The sequence below is a fragment of the Proteus sp. PR00208 genome (assembly GCF_016238545.1).
Lineage (GTDB): Bacteria > Pseudomonadota > Gammaproteobacteria > Enterobacterales > Enterobacteriaceae > Proteus.
Window position 1 is genome coordinate 21,431 of the sequence record NZ_JAEHQE010000006.1, and the last position, 16,093, is coordinate 37,523.

General features: G+C 37.5%; 14 protein-coding genes. 9 read left to right on the plus strand and 5 right to left on the minus strand.

The window, feature by feature from the left end:
* The first annotated feature begins 112 nt into the window (after positions 1-112).
* The 5 genes from oppA to oppF all read left to right on the plus strand — a co-directional run bounded on the left by oppA (position 113) and on the right by oppF (position 5,678).
* Positions 113-1,750, plus strand: a complete 1,638-nt coding sequence (gene oppA / locus JEP36_RS06125; protein WP_109372137.1) for an oligopeptide ABC transporter substrate-binding protein OppA — start codon at positions 113-115, stop codon at positions 1,748-1,750.
* 79 nt (positions 1,751-1,829) lie between these two features.
* Positions 1,830-2,750: an oligopeptide ABC transporter permease OppB gene (gene oppB, locus JEP36_RS06130; RefSeq protein ID WP_023581988.1), complete on the plus strand. Its 921-nt coding sequence runs from the start codon at positions 1,830-1,832 to the stop codon at positions 2,748-2,750.
* 18 nt (positions 2,751-2,768) lie between these two features.
* Positions 2,769-3,677: an oligopeptide ABC transporter permease OppC gene (oppC, locus tag JEP36_RS06135; protein ID WP_100160272.1), complete on the plus strand. Its 909-nt coding sequence runs from the start codon at positions 2,769-2,771 to the stop codon at positions 3,675-3,677.
* Between the two features lie 10 nt (positions 3,678-3,687).
* Positions 3,688-4,674, plus strand: a complete 987-nt coding sequence (locus JEP36_RS06140; protein WP_198619937.1) for an ABC transporter ATP-binding protein — start codon at positions 3,688-3,690, stop codon at positions 4,672-4,674.
* Positions 4,671-5,678: a murein tripeptide/oligopeptide ABC transporter ATP binding protein OppF gene (gene oppF, locus JEP36_RS06145; protein WP_196532564.1), complete on the plus strand. Its 1,008-nt coding sequence runs from the start codon at positions 4,671-4,673 to the stop codon at positions 5,676-5,678. The genes JEP36_RS06140 and oppF overlap by 4 nt, the downstream gene beginning before the upstream one ends.
* 98 nt (positions 5,679-5,776) lie before the next feature.
* On the opposite strand, the gene JEP36_RS06150 is transcribed toward oppF, so the two are convergent.
* Positions 5,777-6,934, minus strand: a complete 1,158-nt coding sequence (locus tag JEP36_RS06150; RefSeq protein ID WP_198625698.1) for a pyridoxal phosphate-dependent aminotransferase — start codon at positions 6,932-6,934, stop codon at positions 5,777-5,779.
* Positions 6,935-7,218: 284 nt separating this feature from the next.
* Between JEP36_RS06150 and JEP36_RS06155 the strand changes: the two genes are divergently transcribed.
* The 3 genes from JEP36_RS06155 to JEP36_RS06165 all read left to right on the plus strand — a co-directional run bounded on the left by JEP36_RS06155 (position 7,219) and on the right by JEP36_RS06165 (position 11,489).
* Entirely contained in the window at positions 7,219-8,679 is a 1,461-nt protein-coding gene (locus JEP36_RS06155) for a TrkH family potassium uptake protein (protein ID WP_198619940.1), read from the plus strand.
* A gap of 292 nt (positions 8,680-8,971) precedes the next feature.
* Complete coding sequence (gene codB / locus JEP36_RS06160; RefSeq protein ID WP_198619941.1) at positions 8,972-10,222, plus strand: cytosine permease; 1,251 nt, start codon at positions 8,972-8,974, stop codon at positions 10,220-10,222.
* Complete coding sequence (locus tag JEP36_RS06165; RefSeq protein WP_198629984.1) at positions 10,212-11,489, plus strand: cytosine deaminase; 1,278 nt, start codon at positions 10,212-10,214, stop codon at positions 11,487-11,489. The genes codB and JEP36_RS06165 overlap by 11 nt, the downstream gene beginning before the upstream one ends.
* 100 nt (positions 11,490-11,589) lie before the next feature.
* Here JEP36_RS06165 and JEP36_RS06170 read toward each other — a convergent pair whose 3' ends face one another.
* The 4 genes from JEP36_RS06170 to JEP36_RS06185 form a co-directional block, all read right to left on the minus strand.
* The gene (locus JEP36_RS06170; protein ID WP_198619943.1) at positions 11,590-12,054 is read right to left on the minus strand and encodes an HIT family protein; all 465 of its coding nucleotides are present in this window, start codon (positions 12,052-12,054) and stop codon (positions 11,590-11,592) included.
* Between the two features lie 65 nt (positions 12,055-12,119).
* Complete coding sequence (gene hemB, locus JEP36_RS06175; protein ID WP_198629985.1) at positions 12,120-13,097, minus strand: porphobilinogen synthase; 978 nt, start codon at positions 13,095-13,097, stop codon at positions 12,120-12,122.
* Positions 13,098-13,484: 387 nt separating this feature from the next.
* Positions 13,485-13,847 carry a hypothetical protein gene (locus JEP36_RS06180; protein ID WP_198619945.1) on the minus strand — a complete coding sequence of 121 codons (363 nt, stop codon included), beginning with the start codon at positions 13,845-13,847 and terminating at the stop codon, positions 13,485-13,487.
* 742 nt (positions 13,848-14,589) lie between these two features.
* Positions 14,590-14,811 carry a DUF2594 family protein gene (locus JEP36_RS06185; protein WP_006536484.1) on the minus strand — a complete coding sequence of 74 codons (222 nt, stop codon included), beginning with the start codon at positions 14,809-14,811 and terminating at the stop codon, positions 14,590-14,592.
* Positions 14,812-15,082: 271 nt separating this feature from the next.
* Between JEP36_RS06185 and JEP36_RS06190 the strand changes: the two genes are divergently transcribed.
* Complete coding sequence (locus JEP36_RS06190; RefSeq protein ID WP_196532572.1) at positions 15,083-15,967, plus strand: NAD(P)H-hydrate dehydratase; 885 nt, start codon at positions 15,083-15,085, stop codon at positions 15,965-15,967.
* Positions 15,968-16,093: the final 126 nt, after the last annotated feature.

Below are 16,093 nucleotides of genomic sequence, written 5' to 3' on the forward strand. Positions count from 1 at the left end.
TGATTTATTTTTTTGTAAAAACAATAAGTTGTGTAAACCGTTCTAAAACACAACTGAACATCACAGAATGGTTGTCTAACAACCAGCTCACTAACTGGGAGTATTTTATAAGATGAGTAATTTAACTAAAAAGAGTGCGTTGGCGATTGCAATAAGCGCAATCTTTGGATTGTCAGCGCTAACGGCTAATGCCGCTGTTGTTCCAGACGGGGTAAAATTAGCTGAAAAACAAGTGCTCGTACGTAATAATGGCTCTGAACCACAATCACTTGATCCTCATAAAATCGAAGGTGTACCTGAGTCTGCATTAGCGCGTGATCTTTTCGAAGGCGTGACTATTGTTGGTCCAAATGGGGAAATTTTACCTGGCTCTGCAACCAGCTGGGAAAATAAAGATTTTACTGTTTGGACATTCAAAATTCGTGAAGGCGCTAAATGGTCAAATGGTGAACCTGTTACAGCACAAGATTTCGTTTATAGCTGGCAACGTTTAGCGGATCCTAATACTGCATCTCCTTATGAAAGCTATCTGCAATATGCGCATATCGTGAATATTGACGATATTATTGCAGGTAAGAAAAAAGCCACAGAATTAGGTGTTAAGGCATTAGATAACAACACATTAGAAATCACTTTATCTGAAGCAGTGCCTTATTTACCAAAATTATTAGCTCACTCCTCCATGTCGCCAGTTAACCAAAAAGTAATTGAAAAATTTGGTGAAAAATGGACACAACCTGCTAACTTCGTCGGCAACGGCGCTTATAATTTAAAAGACTGGACCGTCAACGAACGTATTGTTTTAGAACGTAGCCCAACTTATTGGGATAACAAAAATACTGTTATTGATAAAGTTACGTTCTTACCTATCTCATCAGAAGTCACTGACGTAAACCGCTATCGTGCGGGTGAAATCGACATGACATATAGCAATTTACCGATCGAACTTTTCCAAAAACTGAAAAAAGAGATCCCAGATGAATTGCGTATAAGCCCATATTTATGTACTTATTATTATGAAATTAATAATGAGAAAGCACCGTTTAATGATCCTCGTGTTCGTGAAGCGCTGAAACTGTCAATGGACAGAGATATCATCACTTATAAAGTGAAAAACCAAGGTGATATTCCCGCTTACGGTTTTACTCCGCCATTTACAGACGGAATTAAAGAGAGTAAACCAGAATGGTTTGCGACTTGGACACAAGAACAGCGCAATGAAAAAGCACGTCAATTGTTAGAAGAGGCGGGCTATAACAAAGCAAACCCACTGAAATTTAAACTTCTGTACAATACTTCAGATCTTCATAAAAAAGTGGCAATTGCTGCTTCTTCAATTTGGAAGAAAAACTTAGGTGCAGATGTGTCTCTTGAAAACCAAGAGTGGAAAACGTTCTTAGATACACGTCACCAAGGAACTTATGATGTTGCGCGTGCGGGCTGGTGTGCAGATTATAACGAACCTTCTTCATTCCTGAACATGATGCTGTCTTACAGCAGTAATAATACTGTTCACTATAAAAACACAGAGTTTGACGCATTGATCAAAGAATCTTTACGTGTGAAATCTGATGACGAACGTGCCGCTATTTATCAAAAAGCTGAAGGCGTATTAGATAAAGATTCGGCCATTGTTCCACTTTACTACTATGTAAACACCCGTTTAGTTAAACCTTATGTGGGTGGTTATTCAGGTAAAGATCCATTAGATAATTTACATACTAAAGACTTGTACATTATTGCTAAGTAATCGGGCGAGACCTTGTCTTTTTTAAGGCAAGGTCTTTTTATCGTCACGCCTGAATAGGTTTGTGTTATAGGAACGGGCAATGCTCAAATTTATTTTTCGTCGCTTTTTAGAAGCGATACCGACTCTATTTATTCTAATAACAATTTCGTTTTTTATGATGCGCTTAGCACCTGGTAGCCCTTTTACAGGGGAAAGGAAACTTCCACCAGAGGTCATGGCAAATATTGAAGCGAAATATCACTTAAATGATCCCATTTATAAACAATACTTCGATTATTTAATTCAATTGTCGAAAGGGGATTTAGGGCCTTCTTTTAAATATAAAGACTACAGTGTAAACACCTTAGTCGGTAAAGCATTCCCTGTTTCAGCTAAATTAGGGCTGTCGGCATTTATTTTTGCCGTGATTTTAGGTGTGGGGGCAGGCGTGATAGCCGCACTGAATCAAAACACCAAATGGGATTATACCGTCATGACTTTTGCCATGACGGGGGTTGTAATACCGAGTTTCGTTGTTGCACCACTGCTTGTACTTATTTTTGCCATTACCTTAAGGTGGCTACCAGCTGGTGGCTGGAATGGCGGTGCGGTGCAATATATGTTGCTACCAATGATTGCACTGTCGCTTTCTTATATTGCCAGTATCTCGCGTATTACCCGTAGTTCAATGATTGAAGTATTACACTCAAACTTTATCAGAACGGCAAAAGCGAAAGGCTTGCCGATGAAAAGAATTGTGCTGCGTCATGCTTTAAAACCTGCGTTGCTACCTGTTATCTCTTATATGGGGCCTGCATTCGTCGGTATTATTACGGGCTCAATGGTTATTGAAACCATCTTTGGATTGCCAGGTATCGGACAATTATTCGTTAATGGTGCTTTAAACCGAGATTACTCATTGGTATTAAGCTTAACCATTATCGTAGGTGCATTAACAATTTTCTTTAATGCGATTGTCGATATTTTATATGCCGTTATTGATCCGAAAATTCGTTACTAATAGATACTGGAGCGCGTTATGTTATCACTGAAGGAAAACAGCGAAGCTCTGGGGAATTTCTCGGAGCAGCTAGATATTGAAGGCCGTAGTTTATGGCAAGACGCTCGTCGTCGTTTTATGCACAATAAAGCGGCAATTACGAGCCTTATATTACTTTTCTTTATTTTATTATTTGTCATTTTTGCCCCAATGTTATCGCCTTTTGTCTATGACGATACCGATTGGGAGATGATGTCAATGGCACCTGATTTTGCCTCTTCTCACTATTTTGGTACTGACTCATCTGGGCGTGACTTATTAGTCCGTGTTGCGATTGGTGGACGTATTTCATTAATGGTCGGTATAGCGGCTGCTTTTGTTGCCGTTATTGTTGGTACACTGTATGGCGCAATGGCGGGCTATATTGGTGGACGTGTTGACTCTGTGATGATGCGTTTACTGGAAATCCTAAACTCATTTCCATTTATGTTCTTTGTTATCTTATTAGTGACATTCTTTGGTCAAAATATCTTACTGATTTTCGTTGCTATCGGGATGGTATCTTGGCTCGATATGGCACGTATTGTAAGAGGACAAACCTTAAGTTTAAAACGTAAAGAGTTTATTGAAGCTGCATTAGTTTGTGGTGTGTCATCACGCAATATCGTGTTAAGACATATCGTACCTAACGTACTGGGTGTCGTTGTGGTTTATGCCTCTTTATTAGTCCCTAGTATGATTTTATTTGAATCCTTCTTAAGCTTCTTAGGTTTAGGAACACAAGAACCATTAAGTAGTTGGGGAGCACTATTAAGTGATGGTGCAAACTCAATGGAAGTTTCTCCTTGGTTGTTACTTTTCCCGGCTTCGTTCTTAGTTGTCACACTGTTTTGCTTTAACTTTATCGGTGATGGCTTACGTGACGCATTAGACCCGAAAGATCGTTAAGGAGAACAAAATGACAAATACAACAAACAAGTCGTTATTAAGTGTTAAAGATCTCTGTGTGACTTTCGGTACACCGGATGGTGATGTTACCGCAGTTAATAAGCTCAACTTTGAATTATCCGCAGGTGAAACCCTCGGGATCGTTGGTGAATCTGGCTCAGGTAAATCCCAAACGGCATTCGCATTAATGGGATTATTAGCGAAAAATGGTCGCACAGCGGGTAGCGCAAACTTTAATGGTCGTGAGATCTTAAACCTTCGCCAAAGTGAATTAAATAAAATGCGCGCTGAAGAAATATCTATGATATTTCAAGATCCAATGACTTCATTAAACCCGTATATGAAAGTTGGTTCGCAGCTTATTGAAGTATTAATGCTTCATAAAGGCATGAGTAAGAATGATGCTTATGCAGAATCAGTACGCATGTTAGATGCAGTAAAAATGCCAGAAGCTCATAAACGAATGAGTATGTATCCTCATGAGTTTTCAGGCGGTATGCGCCAACGAGTCATGATTGCAATGGCATTGCTGTGTAAGCCTAAACTTTTAATTGCTGATGAACCGACAACCGCACTTGATGTGACGGTTCAAGCGCAAATCATGACCTTACTCAATGAGCTTAAGAATGATTTAAATACTGCGATTATTATGATCACCCATGACTTGGGGGTTGTTGCGGGTATCTGCGATAAAGTGTTGGTGATGTACGCAGGACGTACCATGGAGTACGGTAAAGCGCGTGATATCTTCTATCAACCATCACATCCATATTCTATCGGATTGTTACAGGCTGTTCCTCGCTTAGACGGTGAAGATGAACGACTCGCAACCATTCCGGGAAATCCGCCTAATTTATTACGTTTACCAAAAGGCTGCCCATTCCAACCTCGTTGCCAGTATGCAACAGAGCAATGCTTAACGAGTGAACCTCAATTAGAGCAATTCGCACAAGGCCGACTACGTGCCTGTTTTAAAGCGGTGGAGGAATTGGTATGACTCAAGCCATGTTACAAGATAGAAAAGTTATTCTTGAAGTGAATGACTTAAAAGTTTATTTCGATGTTCAAGATAATAAACAGTGGTTTTGGAAAGCGAAAAAAAGCCTAAAAGCCGTTGATGGTGTCACACTACGCTTATATGAAGGTGAAACATTAGGGGTTGTTGGTGAATCTGGTTGTGGTAAATCGACTTTTGCTCGCGCCATTATTGGTTTAGTTAAAGCCTCTGGTGGTACAGTCTCTTGGTTAGGCAATGATTTATTGGGAATGGGAAATAAACAATGGCGCGATATTCGCCAAGATATCCAGATGATTTTCCAAGATCCGCTGGCTTCCTTAAACCCAAGAATGACCATTGGTGATATTATTGCGGAGCCGCTTAAAACCTATCACCCTAAAATGAAACAGGCTGAAGTTGTTGAAAAAGTGAAAGCAATGATGATGCGAGTCGGATTATTGCCAAACTTAATCAACCGTTACCCACATGAATTCTCAGGTGGACAATGCCAACGTATCGGTATTGCTCGCGCGTTAATTTTAGAACCTAAATTAGTGATTTGTGACGAACCCGTTTCAGCATTAGACGTATCAATTCAGGCTCAAGTGGTTAACTTGCTGAAAGATATTCAAAAAGAGATGGGATTATCTTTAATCTTTATTGCCCATGACCTAGCGGTGGTAAAACATATTTCAGATCGTGTATTGGTGATGTATTTAGGGCATGCAGTGGAGTTAGGAACGTATGATGAAGTTTATCATCATCCATTACACCCTTATACCAAAGCGTTGATGTCAGCGGTGCCTATTCCTGATCCTGATAAAGAGCGCAATAAGCATATTGATTTATTGGAAGGAGAATTGCCTTCTCCGATTAATCCACCATCAGGCTGTATATTCCGTACACGTTGTCCGATGGCAGATGAAGAATGTGCCAAAACACGCCCTTTATTAGAAGGGAGCTTTCGCCATGCAGTCTCTTGCTTAAAAGTTGATCCGCTTTAAGGCGATTGAATGATTAAGTAAAGTAGAAAAAATGCCCTTGAAGTTTTATTTTCAAGGGCATTCTATTTATTAACGGATCGAAAGATCACCAAATCAGATTAAATCCAACCTTTAGTTCTAAAGGCTTTTAATGTAGAAACAAAATAGCTCATCTCTTCTGGTGTGCCTAAAGTTAAACGGCTCCAACCTAAAGCAGGTGGAAACTCACGACCAACCATAATATTCGCTTCTTTCATTCTGTTTTGATAGGTTTTTACATCACCTTTCACTTTATGGAATATAAAGTTTGCATAAGAGGGTGCATATTCAATATCCAGCTCTTTTAAGACATCAACAACCATTTGACGAGAAACATCAATCGATTTACGGCTATATTCCACATAAGCTTTATCTTTTAATGAGGCTAATGCAGCAACAGCACCCGCAGTGTTGGTATTATCAATGGAAACAAACACATCAACATTGGCAATAACCTCAGGTACAGCAACACCATAACCCACACGAAGCCCTGCTAATGCGTAAATTTTTGAGAAAGTACGTGCAACAATTAGGTTTTTATAACCCGCTTCAACTAATGTAATCGCACTGGTAAATTCAGGCGTTGAAGCGAATTCCGCATAAGCTTCATCAATAATAAAAAAGACATTTTCTTTGGCTGATTTTATCCAATTCGTCAATGAAGCCGTCGGCGTTAACATCGCTGTTGGGTTATTCGGATTGCATAAATATACCATGCTAATACCATCAAACTCTTGCGCTTTTTTCTGCATGGTTGCTAAATCAAACGCCAGTGTTTTATCAACGGGTACTTTAACGATTTTTACGCCTAAAGGTTCTGCATAAAGTTCGGCATAGTTAAATGTTGGATCAGGAACAATAAGTTGAACCGCTTTACCTTCTTTTTGTGCTTTATTTGCCACAAACTGTACGGCTGCTTGAATTGTCTCAGATGAGCCATTTCCCAAGGTGATGTGCTTATCTGAAAGTTTAAATTCTTTCCCTAATTCGCTAATTAATGAGCTACGCGCATCGTCTGGATATCTAAAGGCATTAGGTAAAGCATCAATAATAGCCTGTTTCGCTTTTTGCGACATACCAAGTGAATTTTCATTAAAATTTAGCAGTAACGGATTTTCTGCATTAAATACCAATTTATTTTTTAGTGTTTCATTGGCATAGGCAGAGCTAACAAATGAACTTAATGAAAGACCACCAATCACTAAGCTGGATGAAGTTAAAAATGACCGACGATTCATGTTATGTTTCCCAAGTAAATTATTCTATGTTTTATTAGTTCTTATAGATTACTAAAAAAAAGATAGAAGTAAATAATTATGTTGTATTTGTGACTATAAATTCATTTTTTGGGGGTTAGGGAAAAGTTCTGTCATTGAAAAAAAGAATGAGTAGGGAGTAAACTTGTCAGTTATCAATTTAAAATAAAAAGAAAAATTATTGATAATGATAAGCCATACTGAATTATGTCAATTCTGAACATTTAATGTAGCGGACTAAATCGCGAATATGGGCATCATCATTTATGCGTGTATCTAATCATTTTAAAATCATTGTGCATCTTTGTAGCTTTCTCATTGTTCTTTATAGCTTAACAATGATACCGCCTATGTTGGTTGCGCTATATGAAAAAGAGCAAAGTCTATTTTCTTTTGCATTGTGTTTTTTTATCTTTTTTTGTGGAGGTTTATTTATTTGGCTGAAAACAAAAATAAAAGATATTCAGCTGAAAACACGAGATGGATTTATTATTATTGCCTTGTTTTGGTTGTTATTTTCTTTAATTAGCACATTACCTTTATGGCTGAATGAGCAACTTAATATGCGCTTTGTTGATGCGCTTTTTGAAGGGGTGTCAGGGATAACAACCACAGGCGCTTCTGTTTTTCACAATGTGACTGATTTACCTAAATCTATTCTTTACTATCGCGCACAGTTAAATTTTGTTGGAGGATTAGGTGTTATTGTACTGGCTGTTGCCGTTCTTCCCTTATTAGGCATTGGGGGCATGAAATTATATCAATCTGAAATGCCTGGGCCATTTAAAGAAGAAAAGTTAACGCCTCGCTTAGCAAGTACAGCTCGTAATTTATGGTTTACTTATATTCTGCTAGGTAGTTTATGTATTATCGCGTTTAAAATAGCGGGAATGTCTTTTTTTGATGCGCTTTGTCATGGTTTATCGACTGTGTCTTTAGGCGGATTTTCAACATATAGCGAAAGCATTGGCTATTTTAATAGCGCAAAAATTGAATTTGTTGCAGGGCTATTTTCACTCCTTTCAGCAGTCAATTTTACCCTCTATTTTGCATCCTTAGCTAAATTTAGTTTACGACCATTATTAACCAATCCAGAGTTTCGTTTTTTTATTACAGTGGCATTGCTAGTTATCGGTTTGATCACATTTGAAACATGGCGCAGTAATATGTATTCATTCCCAGATGCTTTTATTCATTCTTTTTTTCTAACCAGTTCGATGATCACTGACAACGGGCTTGCAACAGCAGATTATGCTCAATGGCCACAACATATTATTGTTCTCTTACTATTTTCTAGTTTTTTTGGTGGTTGTGTTGGTTCGACGTGTGGTGGAATTAAAGCTATTCGATTTTTAATTCTCTATAAACAGAGTCGCCAAGAAATTCATCAATTAATTCATCCAAAATCAGTGAGTTCCGTTCGTGTCGGCGACAGTATTATAACTTCTCGACTCCTTAATTCCGTTTGGAGTTTCTTTTTTCTTTATACACTCTGCGCTTGTTTTTTTATTTGGTGTTTAAGCATGATGGGCTACGATTTAATTACAGCTTTTGCTACGGTGGCAGCATGTTTAAATAATATGGGATTGGGATTTGGTGAAACAGTTGCTGGTTTTGGTGAAATTACCGACAGTGCAAAATATTTAATGTGTCTTGCTATGTTACTTGGTCGATTAGAAATTTATACGCTACTTGTTTTATTATCTGCTTCCTTTTGGCGTAATTAAAATATGACTAAAATAAACGTTATGATTTAAAAATGAACATGGTTTAAAAGATAAAGAATATTATCATTAATTTCTCTAAAGAAATTCTTTCTTAAAAATCCATTCTATAAAATTAGATAACTTCAAATACAATAACGATTTTTCTCCTATTTTTGTGATGAACATCAACTCTCCTTAAATGAAGCGTTCCATTAATTATAATAAACAGACAACGAAAACGTTTGCATAATATTTTTATGTAGATAGAATTCGTCAGATTTTTTTGGCTAGGTGAAATGAATAGGAGGTTAAAGTGTCTCAGGACAACAATTATAGTCAGGGCCCTGTGCCCATATCCGCAAGAAAGGGTGGATTGGCGTTAACCTTTGTGATGTTGGGATTAACGTTTTTTTCAGCCAGTATGTGGACTGGCGGCGCTCTTGGTACTGGTCTTTCCTTCAATGATTTCTTCCTCGCAGTTCTAATTGGTAATCTTCTTCTTGGTATCTACACCGCATTTCTTGGTTTTATTGGTTCAAAAACAGGTCTTACTACTCATCTCCTCGCGCGTTACTCTTTCGGTATTAAAGGTTCTTGGCTTCCCTCATTTTTACTCGGTGGTACTCAAGTTGGTTGGTTTGGTGTGGGTGTGGCAATGTTTGCCATCCCGGTAGGAAAAGCCACTGGTATTGATATTAATCTCCTCATCGCCGTTTCCGGCATTTTAATGACCATCACTGTATTCTTCGGTATTTCCGCTCTCACCGTTCTCTCTATCATTGCTGTTCCAGCAATCGCCATCCTAGGCAGTTACTCTGTTTATCTTGCCATACATGATATGGGCGGGCTTTCAACGTTAATGGGTGTTAAACCAACTCAGCCATTAGATTTCAATTTAGCGCTGGCGATGGTTGTCGGATCGTTTATTAGTGCGGGAACGCTTACAGCTGACTTTGTCCGTTTTGGACGAAACCCTAAAGTTGCAGTGGTTGTCGCAATTGTTGCGTTCTTTTTAGGCAATACATTGATGTTTGTCTTTGGTGCAGCAGGTGCCGCTTCATTGGGAATGGCAGATATTTCTGATGTGATGATTGCGCAAGGATTATTACTTCCAGCGATTGTCGTATTAGGCTTAAATATTTGGACAACCAATGATAATGCGTTATATGCCTCAGGATTAGGATTTGCCAATATTACAGGTTTATCAAGCAAAAAGCTTTCAGTGATAAATGGCATTGTCGGTACACTGTGTGCATTATGGCTCTATAATAACTTTGTTGGCTGGTTAACCTTTTTATCTGCCGCAATTCCACCAGTAGGTGGTGTTATCATTGCAGATTATCTGATGAATAAAGATCGTTATAGCACCTTCAATGCAGATAAAATGCAATCAGTTAACTGGGTCGCATTACTGGCTGTTGCAATTGGTATTGCCGCGGGGCACTGGTTACCAGGTATCGTACCTGTTAACGCAGTATTAGGTGGTGCAATTAGTTACGCTGTGTTAAATCCAATATTAAATCGTCGTACAGCTCGACAAGCGGAGATAAGTCATGCTGGGTAAGAATATCGAACAAATTAATCATGCTCGTCTCGTTGGAAAAGAGGGTTTGTGGCGCATTACGCTTAAAAACAATAAAATTGAAGCGATAGAGCCACAACCTGAGAATAACTTTCATCCTGAAGCATTAGATGCGCAAGGTGGTTTAGTTCATGCTCCTTTTGTTGAGCCTCATATTCATTTAGATACAACACAAACAGCAGGACAACCGAATTGGAATCAATCGGGAACATTATTTGAGGGTATCGAGCGTTGGGCTGAAAGAAAAGCGCTGTTAACTCATGATGATGTTAAACAACGTGCATGGCAAACGCTTCAATGGCAAATTGCTAATGGTATTCAACATGTTAGAACCCATGTTGATGTTTCGGATCCATCGCTGACAGCATTAAAAGCCATGCTGGAAGTGAAAGAAGAAATTAAACCTTGGATTGATTTGCAAATTGTTGCTTTTCCACAAGAAGGTATTTTGTCTTACCCTGATGGTGAAGCTTTATTAGAAGAAGCATTAAAATTAGGCGCTGATGTTGTCGGTGCTATTCCTCACTTTGAATTTACGCGTGAATATGGTGTTGAATCACTGCATAAAACCTTTGCATTAGCACAAAAATATGATCGCTTAATTGATGTTCATTGTGATGAAATTGATGATGAACAATCTCGCTTTGTTGAAACTGTTGCCGCTTTAGCACATAAAGAAAATATGGGCTCAAGAGTAACAGCAAGTCATACAACCGCAATGCATTCTTATAATGGGGCTTATACTTCGCGTTTATTCCGTTTATTAAGAATGTCTGGTATTAACTTTGTGGCGAATCCTTTAGTTAATATTCACTTGCAAGGTCGTTTTGATACTTATCCAAAGCGTCGCGGTATTACTCGCGTAAAAGAGATGCTAGAAAGTAATATTAATGTTTGCTTTGGTCATGATGATGTTTTTGATCCTTGGTATCCATTAGGCACAGCAAATATGCTTCAAGTCTTACATATGGGACTGCATGTTTGCCAATTAATGGGCTATGGTCAAATTGATAATGGGTTACAGTTAATTAGTCATAATAGTGCGAAAACATTGGTCTTAACGGATTACGGTGTTGAAATAGGAAATAGTGCAAACTTTATTATTTTGCCCGCAGATAATGGATTTGATGCCTTACGCCGTCAAGTACCTGTACGTTATTCAATTCGCCACGGTAAAGTGATTGCACAAACAGAGCCAGCGAAAACAGAAATTATGTTAGATAAGCCAACAGCGATTAATTATAAATAATCTAACAAGTTGGATTTTTGAATAACAGATAAAACGGATAAGTCGATTAATCACTTATCCGTTATTTTTTTATAAAGATTTAATACCTGTTTTCTTTTTATTATCGGCTATTTTTTCTGATCAACGCTGCTAATTGTGCAAGTTCTTCATCACTCGCACGTTCAAAATCATGCGATGAAAGATATCCGGGGTATTTCTCAAAGAAAATCTTTTGTTTATTTTCAATAGGCGCCCATTTTGTCATATCACCTGTGCCGTGCATCGGGCTAAGTTTACTATGAACATGATCAACCCCAAACCCTTCAAAAAACATTCCTGAGCGTGAAACATCGGGGAATGTTTTATCTAAGATTTTTGCTACCTTTTTTGTCGCGATAACCAATAATGCTAAAGCTTCATCGTTTAAATCAAACGCATAACTCGGGTAGTGCTTTTTGGGAATAACAACGGTAAAACCTTTGGTATTGGGAAAAATAGAGAGGAAAGCAAGATGATGATCATCCTCCCAAATTTTATGGCAAGGCGCTTTACCCGCAACGATTTGGCAGAAAATACAGTTATCCATAGTCGTAGCCTCATATCTATATTCTACATACTTCAACTTATTGAATTATTTAGCGTATAAGGTGATTAAAGTAGATTTCTTTCTGCTAAATCAAGTGCGAAGTAAGATAGAATTAAATCTGCACCTGCACGTTTAATTGAGCCTAAAGTCTCCATTACCACACGATCTTCATCGATTGCACCCGCTAATGCCGCAAATTTAATTTGCGCATATTCACCGCTGATTTGATAAGCCGCTAAAGGTAATAAAGTACGTTCACGCACATCGCGAATAATATCTAAATAAGCACCCGCTGGTTTTACCATCAGCATATCAGCGCCTTCTTGCTCATCAATTAATGATTCACGGATCGCTTCACGGCGGTTCATTGGATTCATTTGATAAGTTTTACGATCACCAATTAAGCGAGAGCCTGCTGCATCGCGGAAAGGACCATATAAGGCAGAAGCAAATTTAGTCGAGTAAGAAACAATACCTGTGCCGCTAAATCCTGCTTTATCAAGTGCGGCACGAATAGCAGCAACTTGGCCGTCCATTGCCGCTGATGGCGCGATAAAATCAGCACCCGCTTGTGCGGCAGCAACAGCTTGAAGCCCTAAATTATAGATAGTTTCATCATTATCAACATGTTCACCATGTAAAACACCACAGTGACCATGTGATGTGTATTCACAAAAACAGGTATCAGACATGACAATCATTTCTGGTACGGCATCTTTACAAATACGAGACATGCGAGAAACTAAACCGCCACTTTTCCAAGCATCACTTCCTGTTTCATCAAGGTGATGTGATACGCCAAAAGTCATAACAGTTTTAATGCCTGCTTTTGCAATGCGTTCAATTTCATAAGCAAGGCGTTTTTCAGGAATACGAACGACACCTGGCATGCTTTTAATCGGTTGGTAATCATCAAGCCCTTCTTCTACAAAGATAGGCAGAGCGAGATCATTTTTAGTCAGAGTTGTTTCTTGAAAGAGCGCGCGCAGGTTTTCTGACTGGCGTAGTCTTCTTAAACGCTGGATGGATTGTTCGTTGCTCACAATATCTCCTTTTTATGGCCAGTACTAACAAGTATTTACCGAGGTATTATAAACCTTAATATTGATACATAGATACTCTATAATTCATACTCGCCATACTTCAAGCTGTAGCGTTGTTGGCTGCGTAGTCACTACTTATGTATGCTCCTAGCGACTCATTCACTTGTCGCCTAGCTACATCTTGAATTATTTAGAGTATAGAACGTTAATTATAGAGAAAAGAGAAAAGAGAAAAGAGAAAAGAGAAAAGAGAAAAGAGAAAAGAGAAAAGAGAAAAGAGAAAAGAGAAAAGAGGAGAGGAATAAGTGATAGGTGAGGGGAAAATAAAAAAGAGCAGGATAATTTCTACTCTTTATATTGATTTTTACCCATTCTTTAATGAGAAGATTATTTTTTTGGCTCTTCTAATGCTGCAACCATTTGAACTTTACAAGCCGCAACAATTTGAGTTAAACCATCTTGGAACTCTGCGCGAGAACCAATTTCAGATTTGGCTTCACGTAAAGAATTAACAACCTCAATAGCACCTTCAGTGAATTGTGCTTCAGTTGCTTCCAGTTTTGCAAAATCAAATTTCTTTGCACTCAGAGAGGCCATTGCATCTTTAGCAATTTTCTCTGCTGGCTCTTTTGTATCATAAGCTTTAATTGAGATATCTTTAAAAGTATCGCAGTAATCATCAGCCATTTTTGTTGGGTTTGCAAAAGCAACAGCAGGTAATAATAGCAGAGATAAGAGAAGTGGTTTCATTTTAGCCTCATGTTTATTTTTTAGTACATATTTATTGAGTGTAACATATAAACAGGAGTGACGATAAATCAGAAAAAGTGTAAAAATATAAATAGTTAATATTTTTAATCCTATTGGTTTTAGTTGCTTTCGCTATAATTGTGTTTAGGGACAATAAGCTAGCAAATTTTGACATAATAAAAACTTACAATTTACAATATATAAAATAACTCAAAATACAATAATATTAGGATTTATCTTTATTTACATTTTATACGATTAATTTTTATTTGTGTTAAAAATAACAAAATGTGCGCTTTAAATATAAAAAACAGAATAAAAAAGTTAAGTGATTATCAGTTATCATTGAGATAATTTTAATACATTGTATTTAATAAGTTAATTTATGCTCGTGTTGGCAATGATGGCAAGATTTCTAATTCTATTATTTAATCCAAATAACATTAAAATTTTTAAACAAAAATAAGTTTTGATAGTGACTATTGGTTAAATACACCAAAAGAAAACAAACTCATTATCATTTGGATGATATGAAAAGAATTTGAATAGAAATATTGAGGCGGGTAAAAGAAAAAAATCCCCTCTATAAAGATAGAGGGGTAGCTAAATGAATAAAGAATGGTTTATTTCGAGATTGAGTATATAGGAAATTTGAAATCAAAATTTGTTTATTTGTGCAGCACAAAAAGATTAGAAAATAGAATAAAAATATGTGCGAGTACTCAATTCGAAAATAAATGTATTATTGACGATAGGCTGTCTTAATTTGGCTAATCGTATTACGGAATGTTTCTGCTTGTTTTTCATCATCAACTTCTGCAATAGCACGTTCAATGTTTAAAATAACACGCCCAGCATCTGCTTGACCTAATGCTTTTAACATATAGGTGACTAGTGTTTTTAAGCAAGCCACTTCTTCTGCTAATGTTTCTACATCTGCTTGTGTTTTAAACTTCTCGTTCATTATCTACGTTCCTTTGTCTTTAATTTATAAATCATATCAGGCTAGGTCATTAGAATAGCAAAGTCTCAGCAAGGTATGAATAGCGATAATAAAAGCATTTTATCATATTGAATTTGTTAGCATGATAAAAAGACAAAATAGCCAGTGATCCCATTTATTAGTCGAAATCAGGCTATACTTTGAACGTTATGCTTTTAACGTTAATACAAACAAAATGTGGTAGAGCAACCATTGCGAGCAATAAGAAAAATGCAGAAAAAGGGAAAATAATATGAATGAAGAACAATTATTACAGGCTATCACTCATTATCCCGCACTTTATCAGCGCAAATCAGGAAATACACATAAAGGAACATTCGGCACATTAGGTATTGTAGGCAGCTCAGAAGGAATGAGCGGTGCTATTGTGTTAGCAGGCAAAAGTGCATTGAAAGCAGGGTGTGGAAAGGTATTTCTTGGTTTTGCTCAATCGCAACTTCCTATCCCTTTTATTGATAGTGCACCAGAGCTTATGCTTAAAACAGCCCAAGCGTTGATAAATCAGCAAGATATTTCTGCTTGGGCGATTGGGTGTGGATTAGGATTATCTGCAAATTCTGAAGAAATCTTATCAATAGCTTTAGCACAGCGTAATGAAAATAGACCTTATGTTTTTGATGCGGATGCATTAGTGTTAATGGCTAATCTTAAATCAGAACTCTCACTTAATCAGCACTGTGTATTAACACCACACCCTAAAGAAGCGTCTATTTTGCTTAATTGCACGCTAAATGATATTCAAAATAATAGAGAAGAAGCGGCGAAAGAAATTGCGAAGATTTATCATTGCTGGGCAATTATCAAAGGTCAACATACCGTAGTGACTTCTCCGAAAGGGGAAATCACAATTAATACAACTGGTAATAGTGGATTATCAACCGCGGGGAGTGGTGATGTGCTAACAGGCGTTATGGGAAGTTTTTTAGCACAAGGAATGACAATGGCGGATGCGGTGAGAAGTGCTGTTTGGATACATGGAATGTCGGCGGATATTTTAGTTAAAAAAGGTATTGGACCAATCGGATTAACTGCATCAGAATTGATTGATACTATCCGGAATATTCGCAATCAAATATGGACATTATCACAGCAACATAATGCAAACTATTTTGAATAATCGCTTTTATTTTTTAGCTTAACGTATTAATAATTAAAGTAGGTTTATATTAAGATTAGGTTGTTTTTAGTTAATTCACTCACAGTAATCTTTGGGTTATTGCGATAGGATTAAGGCAAATGGAGA